This window comes from Streptomyces sp. NPDC052299 (assembly GCF_040679335.1).
Taxonomy (GTDB): Bacteria; Actinomycetota; Actinomycetes; order Streptomycetales; family Streptomycetaceae; genus Streptomyces.
Genome location: NZ_JBFAUP010000008.1, coordinates 65,182 through 88,065, shown reverse-complemented (window position 1 = coordinate 88,065; position 22,884 = coordinate 65,182). Strand labels below are relative to the sequence as shown.

Here is a 22,884-nt window from a genome sequence, read left to right as displayed (position 1 = left end):
GCCTATTCCCCGTCGCGGATCGCCGAGATCTTCCCGGTCGCGAGGTCCGAGCGCACCGTCAGGTAGGTGTACGTGGGGTCCTCCGGCGATCCCCAGGTGAGCCGGACCGTCGACCAGGTGTGCCCGGCGCCGCTGTGGCCCGCGGTGACCTGGTGGTCCACGGGGACGTCCTGGGCGAGCAGCACGCCGTCCGCGTGGTTGGCCGCCTCCCACTCGGCGAGGCGGTCGCGCAGGGCGGGGGTGAGGTAGAAGCCGCGCAGCGCGGTGGCGAGGTCGCCGCCGTCCTCGGCTGCCACCGCGTCGATGTAGGCGCTGTAGAAGTCGTCCACCAGCCGGGACTCCTGGGTCGCGGTCTCGTCGGCGACCGTCGCCCCGGCGGCCGCCTCGCGCGGGGCGGCCGCAGCGGCGGCGGGCACGGCGACGGCGGCGGCGAGGAGCGCGGAGGCGAGCAGCGTACGACCGGCGGTGCGGGTTCGGGTCATGGCGGTTCCTGCCTTTCGTGGTGGTCTGTCCTGTCCGGCTCCATGGTGGGCCGCCCCGGCCCCCGCAGCCGCCGGGCCCGCCGGATGCAACCTCCGGATGGCCTCCCGCGTCGTAGGCGGGTACAGGCATATGCGCCCAGGTGTTGGATGGAGGCGCGGGTGTTCGAGGAAGCGATGGGGCTGCTGTGACCAGAGGGACCAAGGGGCACGACCGGGGCGCGCGGCGGGGGATCCGCCGCCATGCCGCGGTCCTCGCCCTGGCCACCGCCTTCGCACTGGTGACCGGCGGGGCGGTCGCGGGGAGCGCGGACGCCGCCTCGGTCTGCGCGGGCCGCCCCAGGAAGACGGTCACGTTCGCGACGGGCGAGCTCCGCGTCTACAAGTCACGCGCCTACGCCTGCGTCACCGCCGTCGCCGCCAGGCCCGGCAAGCGCCGCCCCATGGCCGTGACCATCCAGCCGCGCGGCGGCCTGCCCGTCACGGACAGCGGCCGCTTCACGCGGCTGGCGGGCCCGGTGACCGTCCACGCCCTGAACCGCTGCGTGCGGGTCTCCGGCACGGTCGACGGCAAGGGCGCCCGCACGGGCTGGATTCTCTGCTGACCGGGTGACAGCTCCCGGACCCCTGGCAAGGAGGTCTGGTGGTACGCGTGTTGCCCCGCTAGGTTCACCGCGTCAGCTGTGGACCAAGAGGCGTCCCACGGAGATCCGGAGACGTCTCAGGGGAGGACGCGTCATGCGCAAGGCGCTCAGAGGAATCCTGTCGCTCGCGGTGCTCATCGGCACGGTGAGCGCGACGGGTGCCTCGGCCGGGGCGGCCACCGCCGCCGTACCGGCCCCGCTCGCTACCGCCGTGAACGACAGCGGAACGAGCACGGACATCAAGGACCGCATCCTGGCCATCCCGGGAATGAGTCTCATCGAGGAGAAGCCCTACGCGGGCTACCGCTACTTCGTCCTCAACTACACCCAGCCCATCGACCACCGCCACCCGTCCAAGGGAACGTTCCAGCAGCGGATCACCCTGCTGCACAAGGACACCTCCCGTCCCACGGTCTTCTACACCGGCGGCTACAACGTCTCCACCAACCCCAGCCGCTCCGAGCCCACCCGGATCATCGACGGCAACCAGGTCTCGCTGGAGTACCGTTACTTCACCCCGTCGCGGCCCTCGCCCGCCGACTGGTCGAAGCTGGACATCTGGCAGGCGGCCAGCGACCAGCACCGGGTCTTCACCGCGCTCAAGCGGATCTACTCCAAGAACTGGCTGACCACCGGCGGCTCCAAGGGCGGCATGACCGCCACGTACTACGAGCGCTTCTACCCGAAGGACATGGACGGCGTCGTCGCCTACGTCGCCCCCAACGACGTGGTGAACAACGAGGACTCGGCGTACGACCGGTTCTTCGCGAAGGTCGGCACCAAGGAGTGCCGGGACAAGCTGAGCGGCGTCCAGCGCGAAGCCCTGATCCGCCGCGCGCCGCTGGAGGAGAAGTACGCCCGGTACGCGGCCGACAACGGCTACACCTTCGAGACCGTCGGCTCGCTGGACAAGGCGTACGAGGCCGTCGTCATGGACTACGTGTGGGCGTTCTGGCAGTACAGCCTGCTCGCCGACTGCGACTCCCTCCCGGCCGACGCGAAGAAGGCGACCGACCAGGAGATCTGGGACTCGGTCGACGCGATCTCCGGCTTCTCCGCCTACGCCGACCAGGGCCTGGCCAACTACACGCCGTACTACTACCAGGCGGGCACCCAGCTCGGTTCGCCCGACATCGAGCAGCCCTGGCTCGGCGAGCTGAGCCGCTACGGCTACCAGCCGCCGCGCAACTTCGTCCCGCGCTCCATCCCGATGAAGTTCCAGCCGTCCGTGATGCGCGACGTCGACACCTGGGTGAAGCACAACGCCACGCATATGCTGTACGTCTACGGCGAGAACGACCCGTGGGGCGCGGAGCGCTTCCGGCTCGGGGCGGGCGCCCGTGACAGCTACGTGTTCACCGTCCCCGGCGGGAACCACGGCTCGAACGTCGCCGGTCTGGTGCCCTCGGAGAACGCCACGGCCACGGCCGCGATCCTGCGCTGGGCGGGCGTCGCCCCGGCCGCCGTCCAGCAGGACGAGTCCAAGGCGAAGCCGCTCGCGAAGTTCGACGCGCGGCTCGACAACAAGGACCTGACGACCGACCACCGCCTCGGCGTGCGGCGTCCGTGACGTGAACCCGCCCCGGTGGCCGTGGTGACACGACCACCGGGGCGGGACGCGGGTCAGTACGTCAGCCCGTACCCGACCGGATACAGCACCTTCGACGGGTCGTCCGCCCGCTGCACCGGGACCGGGAGCTTCCCCTCCGGCCGGGCCCGGCCCGCGATCACCCGGACCGCCGCGCGCAGTTCGACGTCGGTCCAGGAGTACGCGGCCAGGTGCGCCCGGTGCCCGGTCCCCGCCAGCTGCGCGATGTCGTACGGATTGCGGATGGCGATCGTGATCACCGGTACGCCCGTCGCGGTGAGCGCGGTGACCAGGGTGCGCTGCGAGCTGGTCGCCGAGACGTTGTACGTCCCCACGATCACCGCGTCCTTGTCCCGTGCCGCCGCCACCGCCGCGTCGATGGCCGCCTTGGTGGGCGCGGTGCCGGTGGACAGCGCGGTCGCGGCGAAGCCCAGCTCGTTGAACGCCCCGGCCAGCGTCGTCGTCGGCGGGCCCGTGGTGCCCGAGGGCGAGGCCGGGTCGGCGCCCACCACGAGCAGGTTCCGGTGCGAACGGCGCGACAGCGGCAGCAGCCGGGACTCGTTGGCCAGCAGGGTCGTCGTGCGCTCGGCGATCCGGTCGGCCTGGGCCAGGTGCGCCCGGGTGCCGACCGTGCGGTCCACCCCGGCCGCGGAGACGAACGGCTGGTCGAAGAGTCCCAGCTTCGTCTTCAGCCGCAGGATGCGCAGGATCGATTCGTCGAGCCGGGCCTCGCTGACCTCGCCGCTCTTGACGGCCGCCAGCAGCGCGTTCCACGAGACGTCCAGGCTCGGCGGGTTCAGCAGCTGGTCCACGCCGGCCTGGACCGCGAGCACCGGCACCCGCTCGTCCCCGTACTTCGTGCGCACGCCCTGCATACCGAGGGAGTCGGTGACCACGACCCCGTCGTAGCCCAGCTCCTCGCGCAGGATGCCGGTGAGGATCGGCTTCGAGAGGGTCGCCGGGTCCTCCGCCGGGTCGAGCGCGGGCACCACGATGTGCGCGGTCATGATCGAGTCGATGCCCGCCGCGATGGCCGCCCGGAACGGGGGCGCGTCCAGCTCCGCCCACTGCTCCCGGCTGTGGCCGATGACCGGCAGGCCCGTGTGGCTGTCGGTGCTCGTGTCGCCGTGGCCCGGGAAGTGCTTGGCCGTGGAGGCGATCCCGGCGCTCTGATACCCCTTCACCTGCGCGGCGACCATCCCGGCCACGGACTGCGGGTCCGAGCCGAAGGAGCGGACGCCGATGACCGGGTTGGCCGGGTTCACGTTGACGTCCGCGTCCGGCGCGTAGTTCTGGTTGATGCCGATCGCCGCCAGCTCGGCGCCCGCGATCTGTCCGGCCCTGCGGGCGTCGGAGCGCGAACCGCCCGCGCCCAGGGCCATCGCGCCCGGCATCAGCGTGGCGGGCTCGCCGACGCGGCAGACGATGCCGTGCTCCTGGTCGGTGGAGATCAGCAGCGGCAGGCCGGACGGGCCCGCGAGGCCCGCGCGCTGGATGCCGTTGGAGAGCTCGGCGATCTGGTGCGGGTCGCGGGTGTTGTGCGCCCAGGCGAAGTAGATGATCCCGCCGACGTGGTACTTGGCGATCATCTCGGCGGCCGTACGCACCCCGATCTCGGCGAGGTTGGCGTCGATGTCGGCCTGGTCGGGGTCGGTGGCGGAGTGCCCGTAGACCCGCATGACGAAGAGCTGGCCGACCTTCTCCTCCAGGCTCATCCGGGAGATGAGCCGCTTCAGCCGCCGGGTCGTGGCGGCGGAGTCGTGGCTGCTGTGCGCGGACCCCTGGGAGGCGAGGGCCCCGGGGGCGGACGCCATGCCCGCTGCCGCCGCGACGGCGGTGGCGGCGGTGGCGGTGAGGAGGGTGCGTCTGGAGGTGCGGTGGTGCACGTGAGCTCCTTCGGCCGTTCTCGGTGACGAGGGGGTGAAAGAAACTTCCAAGGAGCACGGATATCCAGAAAATAACTTCCGGTCAAGGGTGCGGGCCGTTTTGAGCGCGTCCCGGACGCCCTCGCCCGTCCGCCCCGCAGCCCGCCGCCCGGCCGATACCGCTTACTGCTTGGGCGCGCCCAGCCTCAGCAGGTGCTCGCGCCCCGCGCCCAGCAGCCCCGGCAGCTCCACCGCCTCCGGGTACCAGCGCTTCTCGTACTCCCAGCAGACCCAGCCGTCCGGGTCCAGCGTGTCCAGGCACGCCCGCAGCGGAAGCACCCCCGCGCCCAGCGCCAACGGGGTGGTGTCCTCGGCCGACGCGATGTCCTTCACCTGTACGTAGCCGAGGTGCGGGGCCAGCACCGCGTGACTGGCCACCGGCTCCTCGCCCGCCAGCCAGGTGTGCATGACGTCCCACAGCGCACCGATGTTCTTGTGCCCCACCGTCCCGGCCACCCGGGCCGCGTCGGCCCCCGCCCGGTGCGAGTCATGGGTCTCCAGGAGCAGGCGCACGCCCAGGTCGGCGGCGTACGGGGCGGCCGCCCCGAGCCTGCGCGCGGCGGCCGCGTCGGCCTCCGCCGGGTCCTGGTCACCGCCCCCGGGGAAGACCCGGACGTAGGGCGCGCCCAGGTCCCGGGCCAGCTCGGTCAGCGCGGCCAGCTCGTCCAGGACCGGCTGGTCGTAGCCCTCGGCGGCTACCTTCGCGTACCCCGCCACGCCTAGGACCGCGATTCCGCCGCGCTCGAACTCGGCGCGCACGGCCGCCCGTTCGGACTGCCCGAGCCCCAGGTGCACCGGCTCCTCGGGGTGGGCGCGCAGCTCGACCCCCTGGTAGCCGTTCTCGGTGGCCAGCCGGACGACGTCGGCGATGGGCAGCCCCGGCACCCCGAGGGTGGAGAAAGCGAGCTTCACGTGCGATTTCCTTCCGTCGTTCCGTGCCGCCGCACCCTACGAGAGGCGGGCGCCCCCACACGTACCCCGCCCCGTGACGCTCATCCCCGGGGGGCCGCCGTCGAGCCGCGCACCATCAGCTCGGCCGGGATCAGCGCGATGCCGCCCGGCGGCGGGTCTTCCTTGCCCATGGCCAGCCTGCCCGCCCGCGCCCCCGCCTCGAAGAGCGGCAGCCGCACGGTCGTCAGGGCGGGGACCACGTCCACCGAGACCGGCAGGTCGTCGAATCCGGCCACCGAGATGTCCTCCGGGATGCGCAGCCCCCGGTCGCGCATCGCCGCCGCCGCGCCGAGCGCCACGGTGTCGTTCGCGGCGACGACGGCCGTGATCCCCGGTTCGCGGCGCAGGAGTTCGACCGTGGCGTCGTAGCCGGAGCCCCGGTCGTAGGAGCCGTGCACGGTCAGTCGGTCCTCGTCCCCGGCCGCCCCCGCCGCGCGCATCGCCTCGCGGTGACCGGCCAGGCGGTGGCGGGTGGTGGTCCGTTCCAGCGGGCCCGCGACATAGCCGATGCGGCGGTGGCCCAGGGCGAGCAGATGGCCGGTGAGGCGCCGGGCGCCGCCCTGGTTGTCGAAGGCCAGGGCCGCCACCACGGACGCCCCGTCCGGCAGCGGTGGCCGCCCGCAGAGCACCACCCGGGTCCCCGCCTCCGCGAGCTTCGCCAGCTTCGCGGCCATCGCCGCCTGGTGCTCCGGGTCCTCCACGGCGCCCCCGGTGAGGACGACGGCGGCGGCGCGCTGGCGCTGGAGCAGCGTGAGGTAGGTGAGCTCGCGGGCGGGGGAGCCGCCGGTGTTGCAGACGACCGCCAGTTTCTCGCCGCCCGCCCGGCCGGACCCGTCGCCGGGCCCGCCGATCTCGGTCTGCGCGGCGCCCGCCATGATCCCGAAGAACGGGTCGGCGATGTCGTTGACGAGGACGCCGACCAGGTCGGACGTGGCCGCCGCCAGGGCGCTGGCCTGCCCGTTCAGCACGTAGTCCAGGTCGTCCACCGCGCGCAGCACCCGTTCCCGGGTGGACGCCGCCACCGGGTAATTGCCGTTCAGCACACGGGAGACGGTGGCCGGGGACACCCGGGCGCGGGCCGCCACGTCCGCCAGGGTGACTGTCATCGCTTTCCTCCGTGGCCGGTGACCGATTGACGGGCCCCCTCTTGTCCGGGCCGCTGTCGGCAGGCTAGCGTCATCCCGCATAGAAAGCGCTTGCTACGGCTGTACGGAGGGAACTTTCGTGACACGCAGGACAGTGCGCATCGCCATGAACGGCGTGACGGGACGCATGGGATACCGGCAGCACCTGGTGCGCTCGATCCTCGCGATCCGCGAGCAGGGCGGCCTCGATCTCGGCAACGGCGACGTGCTGTGGCCGGAACCGGTCCTGGTCGGCCGCCGCGCCCACGCCCTGGAGGAGCTGGCCGCCCGCCACGGCCTGACCGAGTGGTCGACCGACCTGGACGCGGTCCTCGCGGACGACACCGTCGACATCTACTTCGACGCCCAGGTCACCCAGGCCCGGGTGGAGGCGATCAAGAAGGCCGTCGCCGCGGGCAAGCACATCTACACCGAGAAGCCCACCGCCACGGACGTGGAGGGCGCCCTCGACCTGGCCCGGCTGGCCCAGGAGGCCGGCATCAAGCACGGCGTCGTCCAGGACAAGATCTTCCTGCCGGGCCTGCTGAAGCTGAAGCGCCTCATCGACGGCGGCTTCTTCGGCGAGATCCTGTCCGTGCGCGGCGAGTTCGGCTACTGGGTCTTCGAGGGCGACTGGCAGGAGGCCCAGCGCCCGTCCTGGAACTACCGCGCCGAGGACGGCGGCGGCATCGTCGTGGACATGTTCCCGCACTGGGAGTACGTGCTCCACGAGCTGTTCGGCCGGGTCACCACCGTCCAGGCGCACGTCCAGACCCACATCCCGGAGCGCCGCGACGAGCACGGCAAGGCCTACGCCGCGACCGCCGACGACGCCGCCTACGGCATCTTCCAGCTGGAGGGCGGTGCGGTCGCGCAGATCAACTCCTCCTGGGCGGTCCGGGTCAACCGCGACGAGCTGGTCGAGTTCCAGGTGGACGGCACCCACGGCTCCGCCGTCGCGGGCCTGCGCAACTGCCGCGTCCAGCACCGCTCGGCCACCCCGAAGCCGGTCTGGAATCCGGACCTGCCGGTCACCGAGTCCTTCCGCGACCAGTGGCAGGAGGTCCCGGACAACGCGGTCTTCGACAACGGCTTCAAGGCCCAGTGGGAGCTGTTCCTCCGCCACGTCGTGCTGGACGAGCCCTACACCTGGGACCTGATGGCGGGCGCGCGCGGCGTGCAGCTGGCGGAGCTGGGACTGAGGTCCCACGCGGAGGGCCGCCGCCTGGACGTCCCGGAGCTGTCCCTGTGACCCCCCGCCTCCCCTCCGGCCCCGAGGAGCCGTCACCGTGACCATCCATCTCCCGCAGGGCCCGTACGAACCCCGGGCCACCCCGCTCGACCTGACCCCGACGGGGGCGCCGCTCGCCTCCCGTACGGTCTTCTCCGCCGCGCACGTCGTCGCCGACCCGTACGCCGACACCACGCCGGACTCCCCGGCCGCCGTCGACTGGGACGCCACGCTCGCCTTCCGCCGCCACCTCTGGGCGCACGGCCTGGGCGTGGCCGAGGCCATGGACACCGCGCAGCGCGGCATGGGCCTGGACTGGGCGGGCGCCGAGGAGCTGATCCGCCGCTCGGCCGCCGAGGCCAAGACCGTCGGCGGGCGCATCGCCTGCGGCGTCGGCACGGACCAGCTGCCACCCGGCCCGGCGACGCTCGCCGAGGTGCGCGCGGCGTACGAGGAACAGCTCGCCGTGGTCGAGGAGAGCGGCGCCCAGGCCATCCTGATGGCCTCCCGTGCGCTCGCCGCCGCCGCGAAGGGCCCCCAGGACTACCTGGAGACGTACGCCCATCTGCTGCGCCAGGCCACCGAACCGGTCGTCCTGCACTGGCTCGGCCCGATGTTCGACCCGGCACTCGAAGGTTACTGGGGCTCCACCGACCTGGACCTGGCCACCGACACCTTCCTCCAGGTCATCGCGGAGCACCCGGACAAGGTCGACGGCATCAAGATGTCGCTGCTCGACGCGGACCGCGAGATCGACGTGCGCCGCCGCCTGCCGAGCGGGGTCCGCTGCTACACCGGCGACGACTTCAACTACCCGGAGCTGATCGCGGGCGACGACCGGGGCTTCAGCCACGCGCTGCTCGGCATCTTCGACCCGCTGGGCCCGCTGGCCGCGCACGCGGTACGGGTGCTGGACACCGGCGACACGAAGGGCTTCCGCGAACTGCTCGACCCCACGGTCGAGTTGTCCCGGCACCTGTTCCAGGCGCCGACCCGCTTCTACAAGACGGGCGTGGTGTTCCTGGCCTGGCTGGCGGGCCACCAGGACCACTTCACGATGGTGGGCGGCCTCCAGTCGGCCCGCTCGCTTCCGCACCTGGCGAAGGCGTACCAACTGGCCGACGGACTCGGCCTGTTCCCGGACCCGGAGCTGGCGGAGTCGAGGATGCGCGCGCTGCTGACCGTGCAGGGAGGCACCCGATGAGCGACGGCCGTCTCTCCATCAACCAGGAGACCATCAAGCAGTGGTCGCTCCCCGAGCTGGCCGAGGGCTGCGCGAAGGCGGGCATCGACAAGGTGGGCCTCTGGCGGGCCCCGGTGCAGTCGTACGGGGTCGAGGCGACGGCCCGCCTCGTCGCCGACCACGGTCTGACCGTCACCAGCCTGTGCCGGGGCGGCTTCCTTACCGCCCTGGACCCGGCGGAGCGGGCCCGCGCCCTGGACGACAACCGCGCCGCGCTGGACGAGGCGGCGGGCGTGGGCACGGACACCCTGGTCCTCGTCTCGGGCGGACTCCCGGAGGGCAGCAAGGACCTGTACGGCGCCCGCGAACGCATCGCGGACGCCCTGGCCGAGCTGGCCCCGTACGCCGCCGAACGCGGGGTGCGTTTGGCCATCGAGCCCCTGCACCCCATGTTCGCCTCGGACCGCTGCGTGGTCTCGACGCTCTCCCAGGCCCTGGACCTCGCCGAGCGCTTCCCCGCCGAGCAGGTGGGCGTCGTCGTGGACACGTACCACCTCTGGTGGGACGACCAGGCCCCCGCCCAGATCGCGCGGGCCGGTGCGTCCGGCCGCATCCACTCCTTCCAGCTCGCGGACTGGATCACCCCGCTCCCGGCGGGCGTCCTGCTCGGCCGGGGCCAACTCGGCGACGGCAGCGTGGACTTCCGCTTCTTCCGCGAGGCGGTGGAGGCGACGGGCTTCGACGGCCCGGTCGAGGTGGAGATCTTCAACGAGGCGCTGTGGGCGAGGGACGGCGCGGAGGTCCTGGCGGAGGTGGCGTCCCGCTACGCGGAACACGCCTGCTGAAGCCGGTCCGCCCCGGGGCCCGCCTGTGCGGTGCGGGTCCCGGGGCGCCGGTGCGGGTGCGACGGGCGTCCTACACCCCGGCGACGGACCCGCAGGTGATGTCCCCGTCGACGGTGATCGCGTCGCCCTGCGATTCGGCCGGCTGCAGCTTCAGCCCGGCCACGGTGACGACCCACGTGCCGCCGCTCTCCCGGCTGGTGATCCCGGGCGCCGAGGTGGCCAGATAGGTCTTGCCGTCCTCCGTGACCAACGTGGTCATCGCCTTGCCGTCACTCAGGACGGCGGAGAAGGACGGCTTCGCCGGGTCGGAACTCCCGGAGTTGTCCGGCGCGTTGACGGCTGCCAGCTTCCCGGCCAGCACCGCGCAGGTCACCTCCGCGATGGACGCCTCGCCACTGGCACCCCCGCTGTACGTGAGCTTCGCGGACCCCTTGCCCGACCCCGACGCCTCGGAACCGGCGTCACCGTCGTCCTTCCCGTCATCGGCCGGCGCGCTCGCCGTGCCCTTCTTCCCCGCGCCGTCGGACGGGGCGTCCTTGCCGGAGCCCCCGTCGTCCGACGAGCAGCCGGCCAGGGCGAACACGGCTCCGGCGAGCGCTACGAGGGGGAGGGCGAGGACGCGGGAACGGAACACACTCAGCACCTTTCGGGCGGCAGCACGGAACGCACACCGTACAGGCGTACGGCAGGCGGAAGACAGCGCTCCAGGACCCGGCTCCGGGCGGGAACGGCCCCGCCCCGGGGCGGGGCCGCGGCCGGGCGGCGGGCTCTCGTGCCGGAAGGGGCCAAGGCGTCAGCGGAGGGCCTGCCCGGCGCCCTCGTACGCCTCGCGGGCGCCCTCCACCTCCGGGAGGTGCGCGGCGGCCCAGGCGCAGCAGGCGGCCATGGGGGCGAGCAACGAGCGGCCGAGCGGGGAGAGCGCGTAGTCGACGCGGGGCGGGATGCCGTCGCCGACGGTGCGGGTGATCAGGCCGTCCCGTTCCATGGAGCGGAGGGTCTCGGTGAGGACCTTCGGGGTGATGCCGCGCAGGGGGACCGCCAGTTCGGAGAAGCGCCGGGGGCCGTCCTCCAGGCACCGGACGATCTTCGCGGTCCACTTGCCGCCCAGCCGGAACGGCGATTCGGTGTGGTCGCAGCCGGTGAACATATCGGCATCAAGGGGTTGGCTCACGCCGCCGAGCGTACGTAACTATCGTTGCGGAAACCATGGGTTGCCGGTCTAGCGTCGCGGCGACGGCCTGCGGACGACGCGGGCCCTGGCAGGGGGGCGACCCATGAGCAGGATCGTTGTGTTCGGAGCCGGTGGACGCGCGGGGCGGCGGGCGGTCAGGGAGGCCGTGGAGCGGGGACACCGGGTGACGGCCGTGGTGCGGGACCCCGCCACGCACCCGGAGCTCGCCGGGCCCGGGGTGGATGTGGTCGCCGGGGACGTGACCGACGCGGAGAGCGTGGCGGCGGTGGCGGAGGGCCATGACGCGGCGATCGGTGCGGCGGCGCGGATGGACGTGCCGTCGGCGGAGTTCTTCGTGGGTGCGGCGCACGCGCTGCTGACCGGGCTGGAGCGGGCGGGCGTGCCCCGGCTGGTGCTGGTCGGGATCGGTACGACGCTGGAGGCGGCGCCGGGCGTCATGCTCCACGACACCCCCGGCTTCCCGGCGGACGCCCGGACCTTCTCGCTCGGCCACGCGGCGGAACTGGACGTACTGCGCACCGCCGAGACCCCCGTCGACTGGGTGGTGCTCGCCCCGCCGCCGGTCTTCCTGGACGACCGGGCCGACCGCACCGGTCACTACCGGACGGGCGGCGAGGCCCTGCTGCCGGACGCCGACTCCTTCTCGTACGCGGACCTGGCGGTCGCCCTGATCGACGAGATCGAGACCCCGAAGCACAGCCGCTCGCTGACCGCGGTGGCCTCCTGACCGATCCGCGAAGTCAGGTGTAGTGGTACCGGGCCTGCACGACGATGAGCTCCGACTCCGTCGGCTTGTACACGAGACGGTGCTCGTCGTCGATGCGCCGCGACCAGTAGCCGCTCAGGTCGCCCCGCAGCGGCTCCGGTTTGCCGATGCCGTTGAAGGGGTCTCGGATGGTGTCGGCGATCAGTTTGTTGATGCGACGCGTCATGCGCCGGTCGCTCTCCGACCAGAAGGTGTAGTCGTCCCAACCACGCGTGGTGAACGCGAGTTTCACGCGCGTCCCTCGCCGTCGTCGTCCGGCACGTCCGTCAGTTCGTGGTACTCGGTCCCGCCCGCCTCGGCTTCCGCGATGGAGTCGAGCAGTCGACGCGCGTTGGCGGGGGTGCGCAGCAGGTAGATCGTCTCCTGCCACGAGGTGAAGTCCTGCTCGGACATGAGGACCGCGTTGCCCTTGCGCGAGGTGATGTGCACGGGGGCATGGTCCTCGTTGACCTGCTCGATCAGCGGGAAAAGGTGCTTTCGGGCTTCGCTTGCCGTTATCGACATCTCGGAACCTCTTCTACCGCGACCGACTGGTACTGCTTATGGTACCAGTCGAGGCCCGCTCGCGCTGGGAGCCGTGCTGTCGCACCCACCCGATACCGTCGCCCCATGGCCACCACCACGCCCCACACCCCCAACCTGGCCGTCCTGGAAGGCGTTCTGGAGAGGATCACGTACGCCAACGAGGAGAACGGCTACACCGTCGCCCGAGTCGACACCGGGCGCGGGAGCAACGATCTGCTCACCGTCGTCGGGGCGTTGCTCGGGGCGCAGCCCGGGGAGTCCTTGCGGATGGAGGGGCGTTGGGCGTCCCACTCGCAGTACGGGAAGCAGTTCCACGTCGAGAACTACCGGACCGTCCTCCCCGCCACGATCCAGGGCATCCGGCGCTACCTCGGCTCCGGGCTGATCAAGGGCATCGGGCCGGTCATGGCCGACCGGATCACCACCCATTTCGGCGTGGACACGCTGGACATCATCGAGCGCGAGCCCAAGCGCCTCATCGAGGTCCCCGGGCTGGGCCCCAAGCGGACGAAGATGATCGCCGCCGCCTGGGAGGAGCAGAAGGCCATCAAGGAGGTCATGGTCTTCCTCCAGGGCGTCGGCGTCTCGACGTCCATCGCCGTGCGGATCTACAAGAAGTACGAGGACGCCTCGATCTCCGTCGTGAAGAACCAGCCCTACCGGCTGGCCGCCGACGTCTGGGGCATCGGCTTCCTGACCGCCGACAGGATCGCCCAGGCCGTGGGCATCCCGCACGACAGCCCGGAACGGGTGAAGGCGGGGCTGCAGTACGCGCTGTCGCAGTCCACCGACCAGGGCCACTGCTTCCTGCCCGAGGAGCGGCTGATCGCGGACGCGGTGAAGCTGCTCCAGGTGGACACCGGGCTCGTCATCGAGTGCCTGGCCGAGCTGGCCGAGGAGCCGGAGGGCGTCGTACGGGAGAAGGTGCCCTCGCCCGAGGGCGGGGAGCCGGTCACCGCGGTGTACCTGGTGCCGTTCCACCGGGCGGAGATCTCCCTCGCCGCCCAGGTACGGCGGCTGCTGCGGACCCCGGAGGAGCGGATGCCCGCCTTCGCGGACGTGGACTGGGACAAGGCGCTGAAGTGGCTCGCGGGCCGGACGGGCGCCAAGCTGGCGCCCGAGCAGGAGGCCGCCGTACGGCTCGCGCTGACCCGGAAGGTCGCCGTGCTCACCGGCGGCCCCGGCTGCGGCAAGTCGTTCACGGTCCGGTCCATCGTGGAGCTGGCCCGCGCCAAGAAGGCGAAGGTGGTCCTCGCCGCGCCCACCGGCCGGGCGGCCAAGCGGCTCTCCGAGCTGGCGGGCGCCGAGGCGTCCACCGTGCACCGCCTCCTGGAACTGAAGCCCGGCGGCGACGCGGCGTACGACAAGGACCGCCCGCTCGACGCCGATCTGGTCGTCGTGGACGAGGCGTCGATGCTCGATCTGCTGCTCGCCAACAAGCTGGTGAAGGCGGTGGCACCGGGTGCCCACCTGCTGCTCGTCGGCGATGTGGACCAACTGCCGTCCGTGGGCGCGGGGGAGGTGCTGCGGGACCTCCTCGCCGAGGGCGGCCCCGTGCCCGCCGTCCGGCTGACCACGATTTTCCGCCAGGCCCAGCAGTCGGGCGTGGTCACCAACGCGCACCGCATCAATTCCGGCGTACCGCCCCTCACCCAGGGGCTCAGTGACTTCTTCCTCTTCGTGGAGGACGAGACGGAGGATGCCGGGGTGCTCGCGGTGGACGTCGCGTCCCGCCGCATTCCGGCCAAGTTCGGGCTGAACCCGCGCCGGGACGTCCAGGTGCTCGCGCCGATGCACCGGGGCCCGGCGGGGGCCGGGCATCTCAACGGTCTGCTCCAGCAGGCGATCACCCCGGGCCGGCCGGGCGTGCCCGAGAAGCGGTTCGGCGGTCGGGTCTTCCGGGTGGGGGACAAGGTCACCCAGATCCGTAACAACTACGACAAGGGGGAAAACGGTGTCTTCAACGGCACCGTGGGCGTCGTCACCGGCCTCGACCTGGACGAACAGCGGCTGACGGTGCTCACCGACGAGGACGAGGAGATCGGCTACGACTTCGACGAGCTGGACGAGCTCGCCCACGCGTACGCCATGACGATCCACCGTTCCCAGGGCAGCGAGTACCCGGCCGTCGTCATCCCCGTCACGAAGAGTGCCTGGATGATGCTCCAGCGCAACCTGCTCTACACCGCCGTGACCAGGGCCAAGAAGCTCGTCGTGCTGGTCGGCTCGCGACAGGCGATCGGCCAGGCGGTCCGCACGGTTTCCGCAGGCAGACGCTGTACGGCGCTGGATCACCGGCTCCGGGGAGGCGGCGACGGAGGATCGTCGGTAAAAATGATCGATCAAATCGGTGGGAAACATCACGGAGGTCTTCCGGAACCGCAGTCAAGGGGGCAGGATGGCTAAGTTCGCGGCACTCAGTGCCGCGAGTAGGTCCAATGGACGACCCCGAGTGCACTCTCCTGAGCCAAATGGGGGAGGGTGGAGACAGTCAGGGAACCTCGAAGAAGAGGCACTACGTCGGTGAGGGATGACGTGAGCGAGCACACCAACAACGCTGTGGTACTGCGGTACGGCGATGGCGAGTACACCTACCCGGTGATCGACAGCACCGTCGGCGACAAGGGCTTCGACATCGGGAAGCTCCGGGCGAACACCGGCCTGGTGACGCTGGACAGTGGATACGGCAACACCGCTGCCTATAAATCGGCCATCACCTACCTCGACGGCGAGCAGGGCATCCTGCGCTACCGCGGCTACCCGATCGAGCAGCTCGCGGAGCGTTCGACCTTCCTCGAGGTCGCGTACACGCTGATCAACGGTGAGCTTCCCAAGGTCGACGAGCTGTCGACCTTCAAGAACGAGATCACCCAGCACACGCTGCTGCACGAGGACGTCAAGCGGTTCTTCGACGGCTTCCCCCGCGACGCCCACCCGATGGCCATGCTGTCCTCGGTCGTCAGTGCGCTGTCCACGTTCTACCAGGACAGCCACAACCCGTTCGACGAGGAGCAGCGCCACCTCTCGACCATCCGGCTGCTCGCCAAGCTCCCGACCATCGCCGCGTACGCGTACAAGAAGTCGATCGGTCACCCGTTCGTCTACCCGCGCAACGACCTGGGCTACGTCGAGAACTTCCTGCGCATGACCTTCTCGGTCCCGGCCCAGGAGTACGAGCTCGACCCGGTCGTCGTCTCGGCGCTCGACAAGCTGCTCATCCTGCACGCGGACCACGAGCAGAACTGTTCGACCTCCACCGTGCGCCTGGTCGGCTCCTCGCAGGCGAACATGTTCGCCTCGATCTCCGCCGGCATCTCGGCGCTCTGGGGCCCCCTGCACGGCGGCGCCAACCAGTCCGTCCTGGAGATGCTGGAAGGCATCCAGGCCAACGGCGGCGACGTCGACTCCTTCATCCGCAAGGTGAAGAACAAGGAGGACGGCGTCCGCCTGATGGGCTTCGGCCACCGGGTGTACAAGTCCTTCGACCCGCGCGCCAAGATCATCAAGGCCGCCGCGCACGACGTGCTGTCCGCCCTCGGCAAGTCCGACGAGCTGCTGGACATCGCGCTCAAGCTGGAGGAGCACGCGCTCTCCGACGAGTACTTCGTCTCGCGCAACCTCTACCCGAACGTGGACTTCTACACGGGCCTCATCTACCGCGCGATGGGCTTCCCGACCGAGATGTTCACCGTGCTCTTCGCGCTCGGCCGGCTCCCCGGCTGGATCGCCCAGTGGCACGAGATGATCAAGGAGCCCGGCTCCCGCATCGGCCGCCCGCGCCAGATCTACACCGGCGAGGTCCTGCGCGACTTCGTCCCGGTCGAGGGCCGCTGAACGATCCCTCGCGCTTTCCCCGGCCCTGACTGACGCCGGAACCCGCGCCCCCGCCTGCCGCGCCTTCGCCCCGAGCGACGCGGCGGCCGGGGGCGTGTGGCGTTCCGTGGGTATGTGCGGCGAGGGCCGGTCCGGGAGCGCTCCCGCGCAAGAGAGAAGCGCCTCGCCATCGATCCCCCCACGGGCCGACAGCGAGGCGCTTCCCATGTCCCGGAGCGGATTCCCCCCACGGGATCCGGCCGGGCGTTCAGTGGGAGCCGTAGCTCCTGGGCTGTGCCTCGGTACTGCTTGTCCTGCTACTGCGCTGTGGTCTGCCGGGGTACGTACCGACGGGAGGGCCGCTCAAAGCTCCCCGGTGTACGTGCCCCGGCCCACTCTTGCCCGGAGCATCCCCCAAGACGCTCCGTCGGACGTCCCCCAAGACATCCTTGGCATCGCACTCTAAGACTTACGAGCCCATCGAATGGTTACCCTGAAACCGATGTGATCTGAATCTCATTGTGGAAATTACGTGAAGGACCGCAGGCGCAGACTGTTCGTCACGACGAAGACCGATGAGAAGGCCATCGCCGCTCCGGCAATCATAGGGTTGAGCAGCCCAAATGCCGCAAGGGGTAGGGCGGCCACGTTGTAGCCGAATGCCCAGAAAAGGTTGCCCCTGATGGTGGTGAGGGTGCGTCGGGAGAGGCGGATGGCGTCCGCTGTCACCTTGAGATCTCCACGAACCAGGGTGAGGTCGCTCGCCTCGATCGCCGCGTCCGTGCCGGTGCCCATTGCCAGGCCCAGGTCGGCGGTGGCCAGCGCGGCGGCGTCGTTGACCCCGTCGCCGACCATGGCGACGACCCGTCCCTGCTCCTGGAGCCCCCGGATGACGTGCGCCTTCTCCTCCGGCAGCACCTCGGCGCGGACCTCCCCGATCCCGGCCTCACGGGCCACGGACTCCGCCACGGCGCGGTTGTCACCGGTCAGCAGGATCGGTGTGAGACCGAGATCCCGGAGCGCGGCGACGGCCTCGGCGCTGCTGTCCTTGATCGCGTCGGCGACTTCCAGGACCGCGCGCGCCTCGCCGTCCCAGCCGACCGCGATGGCCGTACGTCCTTGGGCGGCGGCGTCCGTGACGGCGGCGGCCAGCGCGTCGGGGAGGGGCATTCCGGCCTCGGCGAGCAGCCGGGAGCGCCCGACGAGGACGGTGTGGCCCTCGACGGTGCCCTGGACGCCGAGGCCGGGGACGTTGGCGAAGTCCTCGGGGGTGGGAAGGGCGGTGCCGGTGCGGTCGGTGGCTCCGGTGGCGACGGCCTGGGCGATGGGGTGTTCGGAGGCGTGTTCGAGGGCTCCGGCGAGGCGGAGGGCGTCGGTCTCGGTGGTTCCGGGGGCCGTGTGGACGGCCTGGAGGGTCATGCGGCCGGTGGTGACGGTGCCGGTCTTGTCCAGGACGACGGTGTCGACGCGGCGGGTGGACTCCAGGACCTCGGGGCCCTTGATGAGGATGCCGAGCTGGGCGCCTCGTCCGGTGCCGACCATGAGCGCGGTCGGGGTGGCGAGGCCGAGGGCGCAGGGGCAGGCGATGATCAGGACCGCCACCGCCGCCGTGAACGCGGCCGTCACGTCGTCGGTGGCCAGCAGCCAGCCGATGAGCGTGCCGAGGGCGAGCAGCAGGACGACCGGGACGAAGACCGCCGAGATCCGGTCCGCGAGGCGCTGCACCTCGGCCTTGCCGTTCTGCGCGTCCTCCACCAGCTTCGCCATCCGGGCCAGCTGGGTGTCCCCGCCGACGCGGGTCGCCTCCACGACGAGGCGGCCCGAGACATTGAGCGTCGCGCCGGTCACCGTGTCGCCGACGGCCACGTCCACGGGCACGGACTCGCCGGTGAGCATGGACGCGTCCACCGCCGAGGAACCCTCGACCACGGTGCCGTCCGTGGCGATCTTCTCGCCGGGGCGGACGAGGAAGCGGTCACCCACGACGAGCCGGGCGACGGGGACGCGGACCTCGGCGCCGTCGCGCAGGACGGTCACGTCCTTGGCGCCGAGGCGCATCAGGGCGCGCAGCGCGGCCCCGGCCCTCCGCTTGGACTTCGCTTCCAGGTAGCGGCCCAGCAGGATGAAGGTGACGACGCCCGCCGCGACCTCCAGGTAGATGGTGGACGAGGCGTCGGCCCGGGAGGCCGTCAGGTCGAAGCCGTGCCGCATGCCGGGCATTCCGGCGTCCCCGAGGAACAGCGCCCACAACGACCAGCCGAAGGCGGCGAGCGTCCCGACGGAGACGAGGGTGTCCATGGTCGCCGCGCCGTGCCTCAGGTTGGTCCAGGTGGCCCGGTGGAAGGGCAGCCCGCCCCAGACCACGACGGGCGCGGCGAGGGTGAGCGAGAGCCACTGCCAGAAGTCGAACTGGAGGGCGGGGATCATCGCCAGGGCGACCACGGGGGCGGCGAGCACGGCGGAGACGACGAGCCGCTGCCGGAGGGCGGTGAGGGCGGGGTCGGGAGTGTCCTCGGCGGCGTGGGGGTGCGGTGGGGCCTCCGGTTCCGGTTCCGGTCGGGGGGCGCGCGGCGCGGGCTCGTGGCGGGAGGGCCCGGCGGGCCGCGGGTCCGGGGCGGCGGTGGTGTGCGGAGCTTCGGCGGTCGCGGCGGGTCCGGTGGCCCGGGGGGCTTCCATGGCGGCGGGGCCGGGGGTCCGTACGGCCGCCCCGGGCAGCGGCTTCGCCGTGTAGCCGGTCCGCTCCACGGTGGCGACAAGATCGTCCACGGAGACGGCGGCGCCGTCATAGCTGACGCGGGCCTTCTCGGTGGCGTAGTTGACGGTGGCGGTGACGCCGTCCATCCGGTTGAGCTTCTTCTCGACGCGGGCCGCGCAGGAGGCGCAGGTCATGCCGCCGATCATGAACTCGGCCCGCGAAGGCTCCGCCGGGGCTCCGGCCTCCGTCGTGCTGTGCGTATCCGATGCGCTGTGCATGTCCGTACTCCTGGAACGCCGACCGGGCCGTACCCCACCAGTATCTGCTGGTCGGTCCGGCCCGGCGGTGACGGGTGGTGCGAGTGGTGCGGGTGGTGCGGGTCGCTCCCGGGTCGGTCAGACGCGCCCGGTGAGCTCGTAACCCGCCTCGTCCACGGCGGCGCGCACGGCCTCGTCGTCCAGGGGGGCCTGCGAGACCACCGTCACCTGCCCGGTGGACGCCACGGCCTTCACCGAGGTGACACCCTCGATGGCGGAGACCTCCTCGGAGACGGCGCCCTCGCAGTGGCCGCAGGTCATGCCGGCCACCTGGTAGACGGTGGTCACGCCGGACTGTCCGGCGTCGGCGCCCGCGCTGTCGTGGCAGGAACCGCTGGGCGAGCAGCAGGAGCCGGTCGCCTGGGGGAGCTGGGTCTCGGCGGTCATGGTGTTCTCCTCTTCGACGGGCACACGGGGGCGGATGGGCGCGTACCGGTGCGCCTCCACGAGCCCACTCTATACCCCTAGGGGGTATGACGCGAGCGGGGTCCGGTCGCCGTGTCGTCGGGGAGCATGGGTTCGAGGTACCGGTGGAGGACCGTCTTCATCTCCTGGATGTACGCCTCGCGCTCGTCCCCCTCGTGCGCCATGATCACGTCCAGTCCGGACTTGAAGATGTTGAAGATCATCGTGGCGATCCGGGTGACCTCGGCCGGTGGCTTGTCCGGCAGGTATCCGGCCAGGATCGTCTCGACGCGGCTCAGCATCGTGACGTGCACGGCGTCGTGGTCCTTGGTGACCATGCCGGGAATCTCGGAGCCGTGCATCAGGACCGTGAACGCCGGGTTCGCGCAGTTGAACTCGATCAGCGGGTCGAGGGTGGCGTCGAGCATCCGGTCCAGCGGGAGCTCCAGGTGGTCGGCCAGGAACGCGGCCCCGTAGGTGTCCCGCCAGCGGGTCAGGAGCTGGTCGCCGAGCTCGACCGCGATGGCTTCCTTGTTGGGGAAGAACTGGTAGAGCGTGCCGGGGGAGACCCCGGCCTCCCGCGCGATGGCGTTGGTGCTCGCCGCGGTGTAGCCGGTCGTGCAGAACACGTTGGCGGCGGCCTGGAGCAGCTGCGCGATGCGGGCCTCGCCCCGGGCCTGCCGCCTGCGCGGCCGGGCGGGGGTGTCGGTGTGGTCGGTGGCCCCGGCTCCCCGGGTGGCCCCGGTGTCCTCGGAGCCGGCCGCTCTGGACTGCGACACGGTGAATCCCCAGCTTTCGTGCGCGGTTGACAAACGCGAGTGGTCGCTCGCATTCTTGAGAAACGCGAGCGATGACTCGTGTTTGCCAGTGTATGTGGCAATGACTGATCCATGCTGCCCTGCGCGGCTGCCTCGTGCTGCCGCCCCGCGCGCCCGGATCCGGGGAAAGGGGACATCGCACCATGCCTGAAGTCAACGGCCCGCGGCGACCGGGAGGCTGGACGCGCTTCGTCACCGCGCGTCCCCGGCTCTCGCTGCTGACGGCACTGGTGATCACCGCGCTCGCGGTCCTCGCGGGCAGCGGGGTCGCCGACCGCATGGGCAGCGGCGGCTGGCAGGCCCCGGACGCGGAGTCGACCTACGCCACGAAGGCGCTGGAGCGTGAGTTCCCTGCCTCCCAGCCGAATCTGCTGCTGCTCGTCGACAGCGGCGGCGCCTCCGTCGACGACCCCGCCGTGGCGGCCGAGGCGGCGCGCCTGACGAAGCGGCTGGCCGGTGAGGCGGATGTCGTCGGCGTCCGCTCCTACTGGCAGGACAAGGCGCCCGCGCTGCGCGCCGAGGACGGCAAGGAGGCGCTGATCGCCGCCCGGATCGAGGGCGACGACAAGGCGTCGGGCGAGGTGCTGGACCGGTTGGCCCCGGCCTACCGCGGCGAGCACGGGCCGGTGCACGTCTCGATCGGCGGGCCCGTGGCCGTGCAGCACGAGATGCAGACGATCATCCAGGAGGACCTGCTGAGGGCCGAGATGATCGCCCTTCCGGTGACGCTGGTGCTGCTCGTCATGGTCTTCGGCAGCGCCATCGCCGCCCTGCTGCCCCTGGGCGTGGGCATCGTCGCCATCCTGGGGACCAACGCGGTGCTGCGCGGCATCACCGAGTTCACCGACGTCTCCGTCTTCGCCCAGAACCTCACCACGGCACTCGGGCTCGGGCTCGCCATCGACTACGCCCTGTTCATCGTGCGCCGCTTCCGCGAGGAGCTGGCGGCCGGGGCCCCGACCAGGGAGGCCATCGGTGCGACGCTGCGCACGGCGGGCCGGACCGTGCTGTTCTCCGCGCTGACCGTGGCGGTGTCGCTCGCCGCGATGCTCGTCTTCCCGCAGTACTTCCTGCGCTCCTTCGCCTACGCGGGCATCGCCGTGGTGCTCCTCGCCGCCGCAGCCGCGCTGATCCTCCTCCCGGCCGCGCTGATGCTCCTCGGCCGCCGGGTGAACTCCCTCGACCTCCGGAGGCTGCTGCGGCGCGGGCGCCCGGAGCCGCAGGCGGAGGCCGGTGCGGGGTGGGCCCGGTTCACGGCTCTGGTGATGCGCAGGGCTCCGGTCTTCGCGGTGGTCACGGGCGTCGGGCTCGTCCTCCTCGGACTGCCCTTCCTGGGCGTGAAGTTCGGTACGGCGGACGACCGGCAGCTGCCCGCCGCCTCCGAGTCCCACGTGGTGCAGCAGCATCTGCGGGACGGCTTCCCCGGGAGCCCCGGCGGGAGCCTCGACATCCTGGCGGAGGGCGGGGCGACCCCCGCCCAGTACGCCGACTACCGCAGCAGGCTCGCCGCGCTGCCGGGGGTCCTCCGGGTGGACGGGCCGGTCACGGAGGGGCGGAACGCCTACTTCAGCGTGCTCGGCAAGGGCGAGCCGGTCGGGGAGGAGACCCAGCGCCTGGTGAAGGACCTGCGCGCCGAGCCCGCCCCCTTCGACACCTCCGTGACGGGCACGGCGGCGGTCCTGGTCGACTCCAAGGCCGCCATCGGCGACCGGCTGCCATGGGCGGTGGGCATCATCGCCGTGGTGACGCTGCTGCTGGTCTTCCTGCTGACCGGAAGCGTCCTGATCCCCGTCCAGGCCGTCGTGCTCAACGCCCTGAGCCTCACCGCGATGTTCGGAGCCGTCGTCTGGGTCTTCCAGGACGGCCACCTGTCCGGGCCGCTCGCCTTCACCAGTACCGGGGACATAGAGACGACGCTGCCGGTGCTCATGTTCTGCGTCGCCTTCGGCCTCTCCATGGACTACGGGGTGTTCCTGCTCTCCCGGATCAAGGAGGAGTACGACCGCACCGGCGCACACGAGCAGGCCGTCGCCTTCGGACTGCGGCGCACCGGCGGGCTGATCACCGCGGCGGCCGTGATCCTGGCGGTCGTGATGGTCGCCATCGGCACCTCGCGGGTGACCAACACCAAGATGCTCGGCCTCGGCATCGCGCTCGCCGTGCTCATGGACGCGATGGTGGTCCGCAGCCTGCTCGTCCCGACGGTCATGAAGCTCATGGGCCGGGCGAGCTGGTGGGCCCCGGCACCGCTGCGGAGGTTCCACCAGCGGTTCGGGCTGAGCGAGGGCGGGCCCGGGCGGCCGGATGCGCCGGAGTCCATACCGGAGCGGGACGCCGAGGCGGAACGGGTGCCCAGCGGCGCGTGAACCGCACGCGGACGTGA

At 71.7% G+C, this 22,884-nt stretch carries 20 protein-coding genes; 9 read left to right on the top strand and 11 right to left on the bottom strand.

Features of this window, described 5'->3' with window-relative positions; translation table 11 throughout:
• Positions 1–2: 2 nt before the first annotated feature.
• Entirely contained in the window at positions 3–482 is a 480-nt protein-coding gene (locus AB0L33_RS15555; RefSeq protein WP_365681567.1) for a hypothetical protein, read from the bottom strand.
• 185 nt (positions 483–667) lie between these two features.
• Here AB0L33_RS15555 and AB0L33_RS15550 point away from each other — a divergent pair, with 185 nt between their 5' ends.
• Both AB0L33_RS15550 and AB0L33_RS15545 read left to right on the top strand, forming a co-directional pair.
• The gene (locus tag AB0L33_RS15550; protein ID WP_365681565.1) at positions 668–1,084 is read left to right on the top strand and encodes a hypothetical protein; all 417 of its coding nucleotides are present in this window, start codon (positions 668–670) and stop codon (positions 1,082–1,084) included.
• A 133-nt stretch (positions 1,085–1,217) separates the two neighbouring features.
• Positions 1,218–2,693, top strand: a complete 1,476-nt coding sequence (locus tag AB0L33_RS15545; RefSeq protein WP_365681563.1) for a S28 family serine protease — start codon at positions 1,218–1,220, stop codon at positions 2,691–2,693.
• A 53-nt stretch (positions 2,694–2,746) separates the two neighbouring features.
• Here AB0L33_RS15545 and AB0L33_RS15540 read toward each other — a convergent pair whose 3' ends face one another.
• From AB0L33_RS15540 to AB0L33_RS15530, 3 genes are all read right to left on the bottom strand, one after another.
• A complete protein-coding gene (locus AB0L33_RS15540; protein ID WP_365681561.1) occupies positions 2,747–4,597 on the bottom strand; it encodes a glycoside hydrolase family 3 N-terminal domain-containing protein in 1,851 nt (616 codons plus the stop codon).
• Positions 4,598–4,759: 162 nt separating this feature from the next.
• A complete protein-coding gene (locus AB0L33_RS15535) occupies positions 4,760–5,548 on the bottom strand; it encodes a sugar phosphate isomerase/epimerase family protein (protein ID WP_365681559.1) in 789 nt (262 codons plus the stop codon).
• A gap of 80 nt (positions 5,549–5,628) precedes the next feature.
• On the bottom strand, positions 5,629–6,693 hold the full coding sequence (locus AB0L33_RS15530) for a LacI family DNA-binding transcriptional regulator (RefSeq protein WP_365681557.1): 1,065 nt from the start codon (positions 6,691–6,693) through the stop codon (positions 5,629–5,631).
• A gap of 118 nt (positions 6,694–6,811) precedes the next feature.
• On the opposite strand from AB0L33_RS15530, the gene AB0L33_RS15525 reads away from it, so the two are divergent.
• The 3 genes from AB0L33_RS15525 to AB0L33_RS15515 are packed head-to-tail and all read left to right on the top strand — an operon-like array spanning position 6,812 to position 9,970.
• Complete coding sequence (locus tag AB0L33_RS15525) at positions 6,812–7,963, top strand: Gfo/Idh/MocA family oxidoreductase (protein WP_365681555.1); 1,152 nt, start codon at positions 6,812–6,814, stop codon at positions 7,961–7,963.
• 37 nt (positions 7,964–8,000) lie between these two features.
• Positions 8,001–9,146, top strand: a complete 1,146-nt coding sequence (locus tag AB0L33_RS15520) for a dihydrodipicolinate synthase family protein (RefSeq protein WP_365681553.1) — start codon at positions 8,001–8,003, stop codon at positions 9,144–9,146.
• Complete coding sequence (locus AB0L33_RS15515) at positions 9,143–9,970, top strand: sugar phosphate isomerase/epimerase family protein (protein ID WP_365681551.1); 828 nt, start codon at positions 9,143–9,145, stop codon at positions 9,968–9,970. The genes AB0L33_RS15520 and AB0L33_RS15515 overlap by 4 nt, the downstream gene beginning before the upstream one ends.
• 70 nt (positions 9,971–10,040) lie before the next feature.
• Here the strand turns inward: AB0L33_RS15515 and AB0L33_RS15510 are convergent, their stop codons facing one another.
• Positions 10,041–10,604: a hypothetical protein gene (locus AB0L33_RS15510; RefSeq protein ID WP_365681549.1), complete on the bottom strand. Its 564-nt coding sequence runs from the start codon at positions 10,602–10,604 to the stop codon at positions 10,041–10,043.
• A 159-nt stretch (positions 10,605–10,763) separates the two neighbouring features.
• Positions 10,764–11,117 (bottom strand): helix-turn-helix domain-containing protein, encoded by a 354-nt coding sequence (locus AB0L33_RS15505; RefSeq protein WP_365681985.1) that lies wholly within the window; start codon positions 11,115–11,117, stop codon positions 10,764–10,766.
• Positions 11,118–11,244: 127 nt separating this feature from the next.
• On the opposite strand from AB0L33_RS15505, the gene AB0L33_RS15500 reads away from it, so the two are divergent.
• Positions 11,245–11,889 (top strand): NAD(P)H-binding protein, encoded by a 645-nt coding sequence (locus AB0L33_RS15500; RefSeq protein ID WP_365681547.1) that lies wholly within the window; start codon positions 11,245–11,247, stop codon positions 11,887–11,889.
• A gap of 13 nt (positions 11,890–11,902) precedes the next feature.
• Here the strand turns inward: AB0L33_RS15500 and AB0L33_RS15495 are convergent, their stop codons facing one another.
• Both AB0L33_RS15495 and AB0L33_RS15490 read right to left on the bottom strand, forming a co-directional pair.
• Positions 11,903–12,160 (bottom strand): Txe/YoeB family addiction module toxin, encoded by a 258-nt coding sequence (locus AB0L33_RS15495; RefSeq protein ID WP_365681545.1) that lies wholly within the window; start codon positions 12,158–12,160, stop codon positions 11,903–11,905.
• Complete coding sequence (locus AB0L33_RS15490) at positions 12,157–12,432, bottom strand: type II toxin-antitoxin system prevent-host-death family antitoxin (protein WP_365681543.1); 276 nt, start codon at positions 12,430–12,432, stop codon at positions 12,157–12,159. Before AB0L33_RS15490 ends, AB0L33_RS15495 begins: the two co-directional genes overlap by 4 nt.
• A 105-nt stretch (positions 12,433–12,537) precedes the next feature.
• On the opposite strand from AB0L33_RS15490, the gene AB0L33_RS15485 reads away from it, so the two are divergent.
• Together AB0L33_RS15485 and AB0L33_RS15480 are read left to right on the top strand one after the other, a co-directional pair.
• Positions 12,538–14,859: an ATP-dependent RecD-like DNA helicase gene (locus AB0L33_RS15485; RefSeq protein WP_365681541.1), complete on the top strand. Its 2,322-nt coding sequence runs from the start codon at positions 12,538–12,540 to the stop codon at positions 14,857–14,859.
• Between the two features lie 129 nt (positions 14,860–14,988).
• A complete protein-coding gene (locus AB0L33_RS15480; protein WP_018518088.1) occupies positions 14,989–16,287 on the top strand; it encodes a citrate synthase in 1,299 nt (432 codons plus the stop codon).
• Positions 16,288–16,794: 507 nt separating this feature from the next.
• Here AB0L33_RS15480 and AB0L33_RS15475 read toward each other — a convergent pair.
• The 3 genes from AB0L33_RS15475 to AB0L33_RS15465 form a co-directional block, all read right to left on the bottom strand.
• A complete protein-coding gene (locus AB0L33_RS15475; protein WP_365681539.1) occupies positions 16,795–19,239 on the bottom strand; it encodes a heavy metal translocating P-type ATPase in 2,445 nt (814 codons plus the stop codon).
• 117 nt (positions 19,240–19,356) lie between these two features.
• Entirely contained in the window at positions 19,357–19,665 is a 309-nt protein-coding gene (locus AB0L33_RS15470; protein ID WP_365681537.1) for a heavy-metal-associated domain-containing protein, read from the bottom strand.
• Positions 19,666–19,742: 77 nt separating this feature from the next.
• Entirely contained in the window at positions 19,743–20,462 is a 720-nt protein-coding gene (locus AB0L33_RS15465; RefSeq protein ID WP_365681535.1) for a TetR/AcrR family transcriptional regulator, read from the bottom strand.
• A gap of 182 nt (positions 20,463–20,644) precedes the next feature.
• Here AB0L33_RS15465 and AB0L33_RS15460 point away from each other — a divergent pair, with 182 nt between their 5' ends.
• Positions 20,645–22,867, top strand: coding sequence for an MMPL family transporter (locus AB0L33_RS15460; protein WP_365681533.1), 2,223 nt, complete (start codon positions 20,645–20,647; stop codon positions 22,865–22,867).
• Positions 22,868–22,884: the final 17 nt, after the last annotated feature.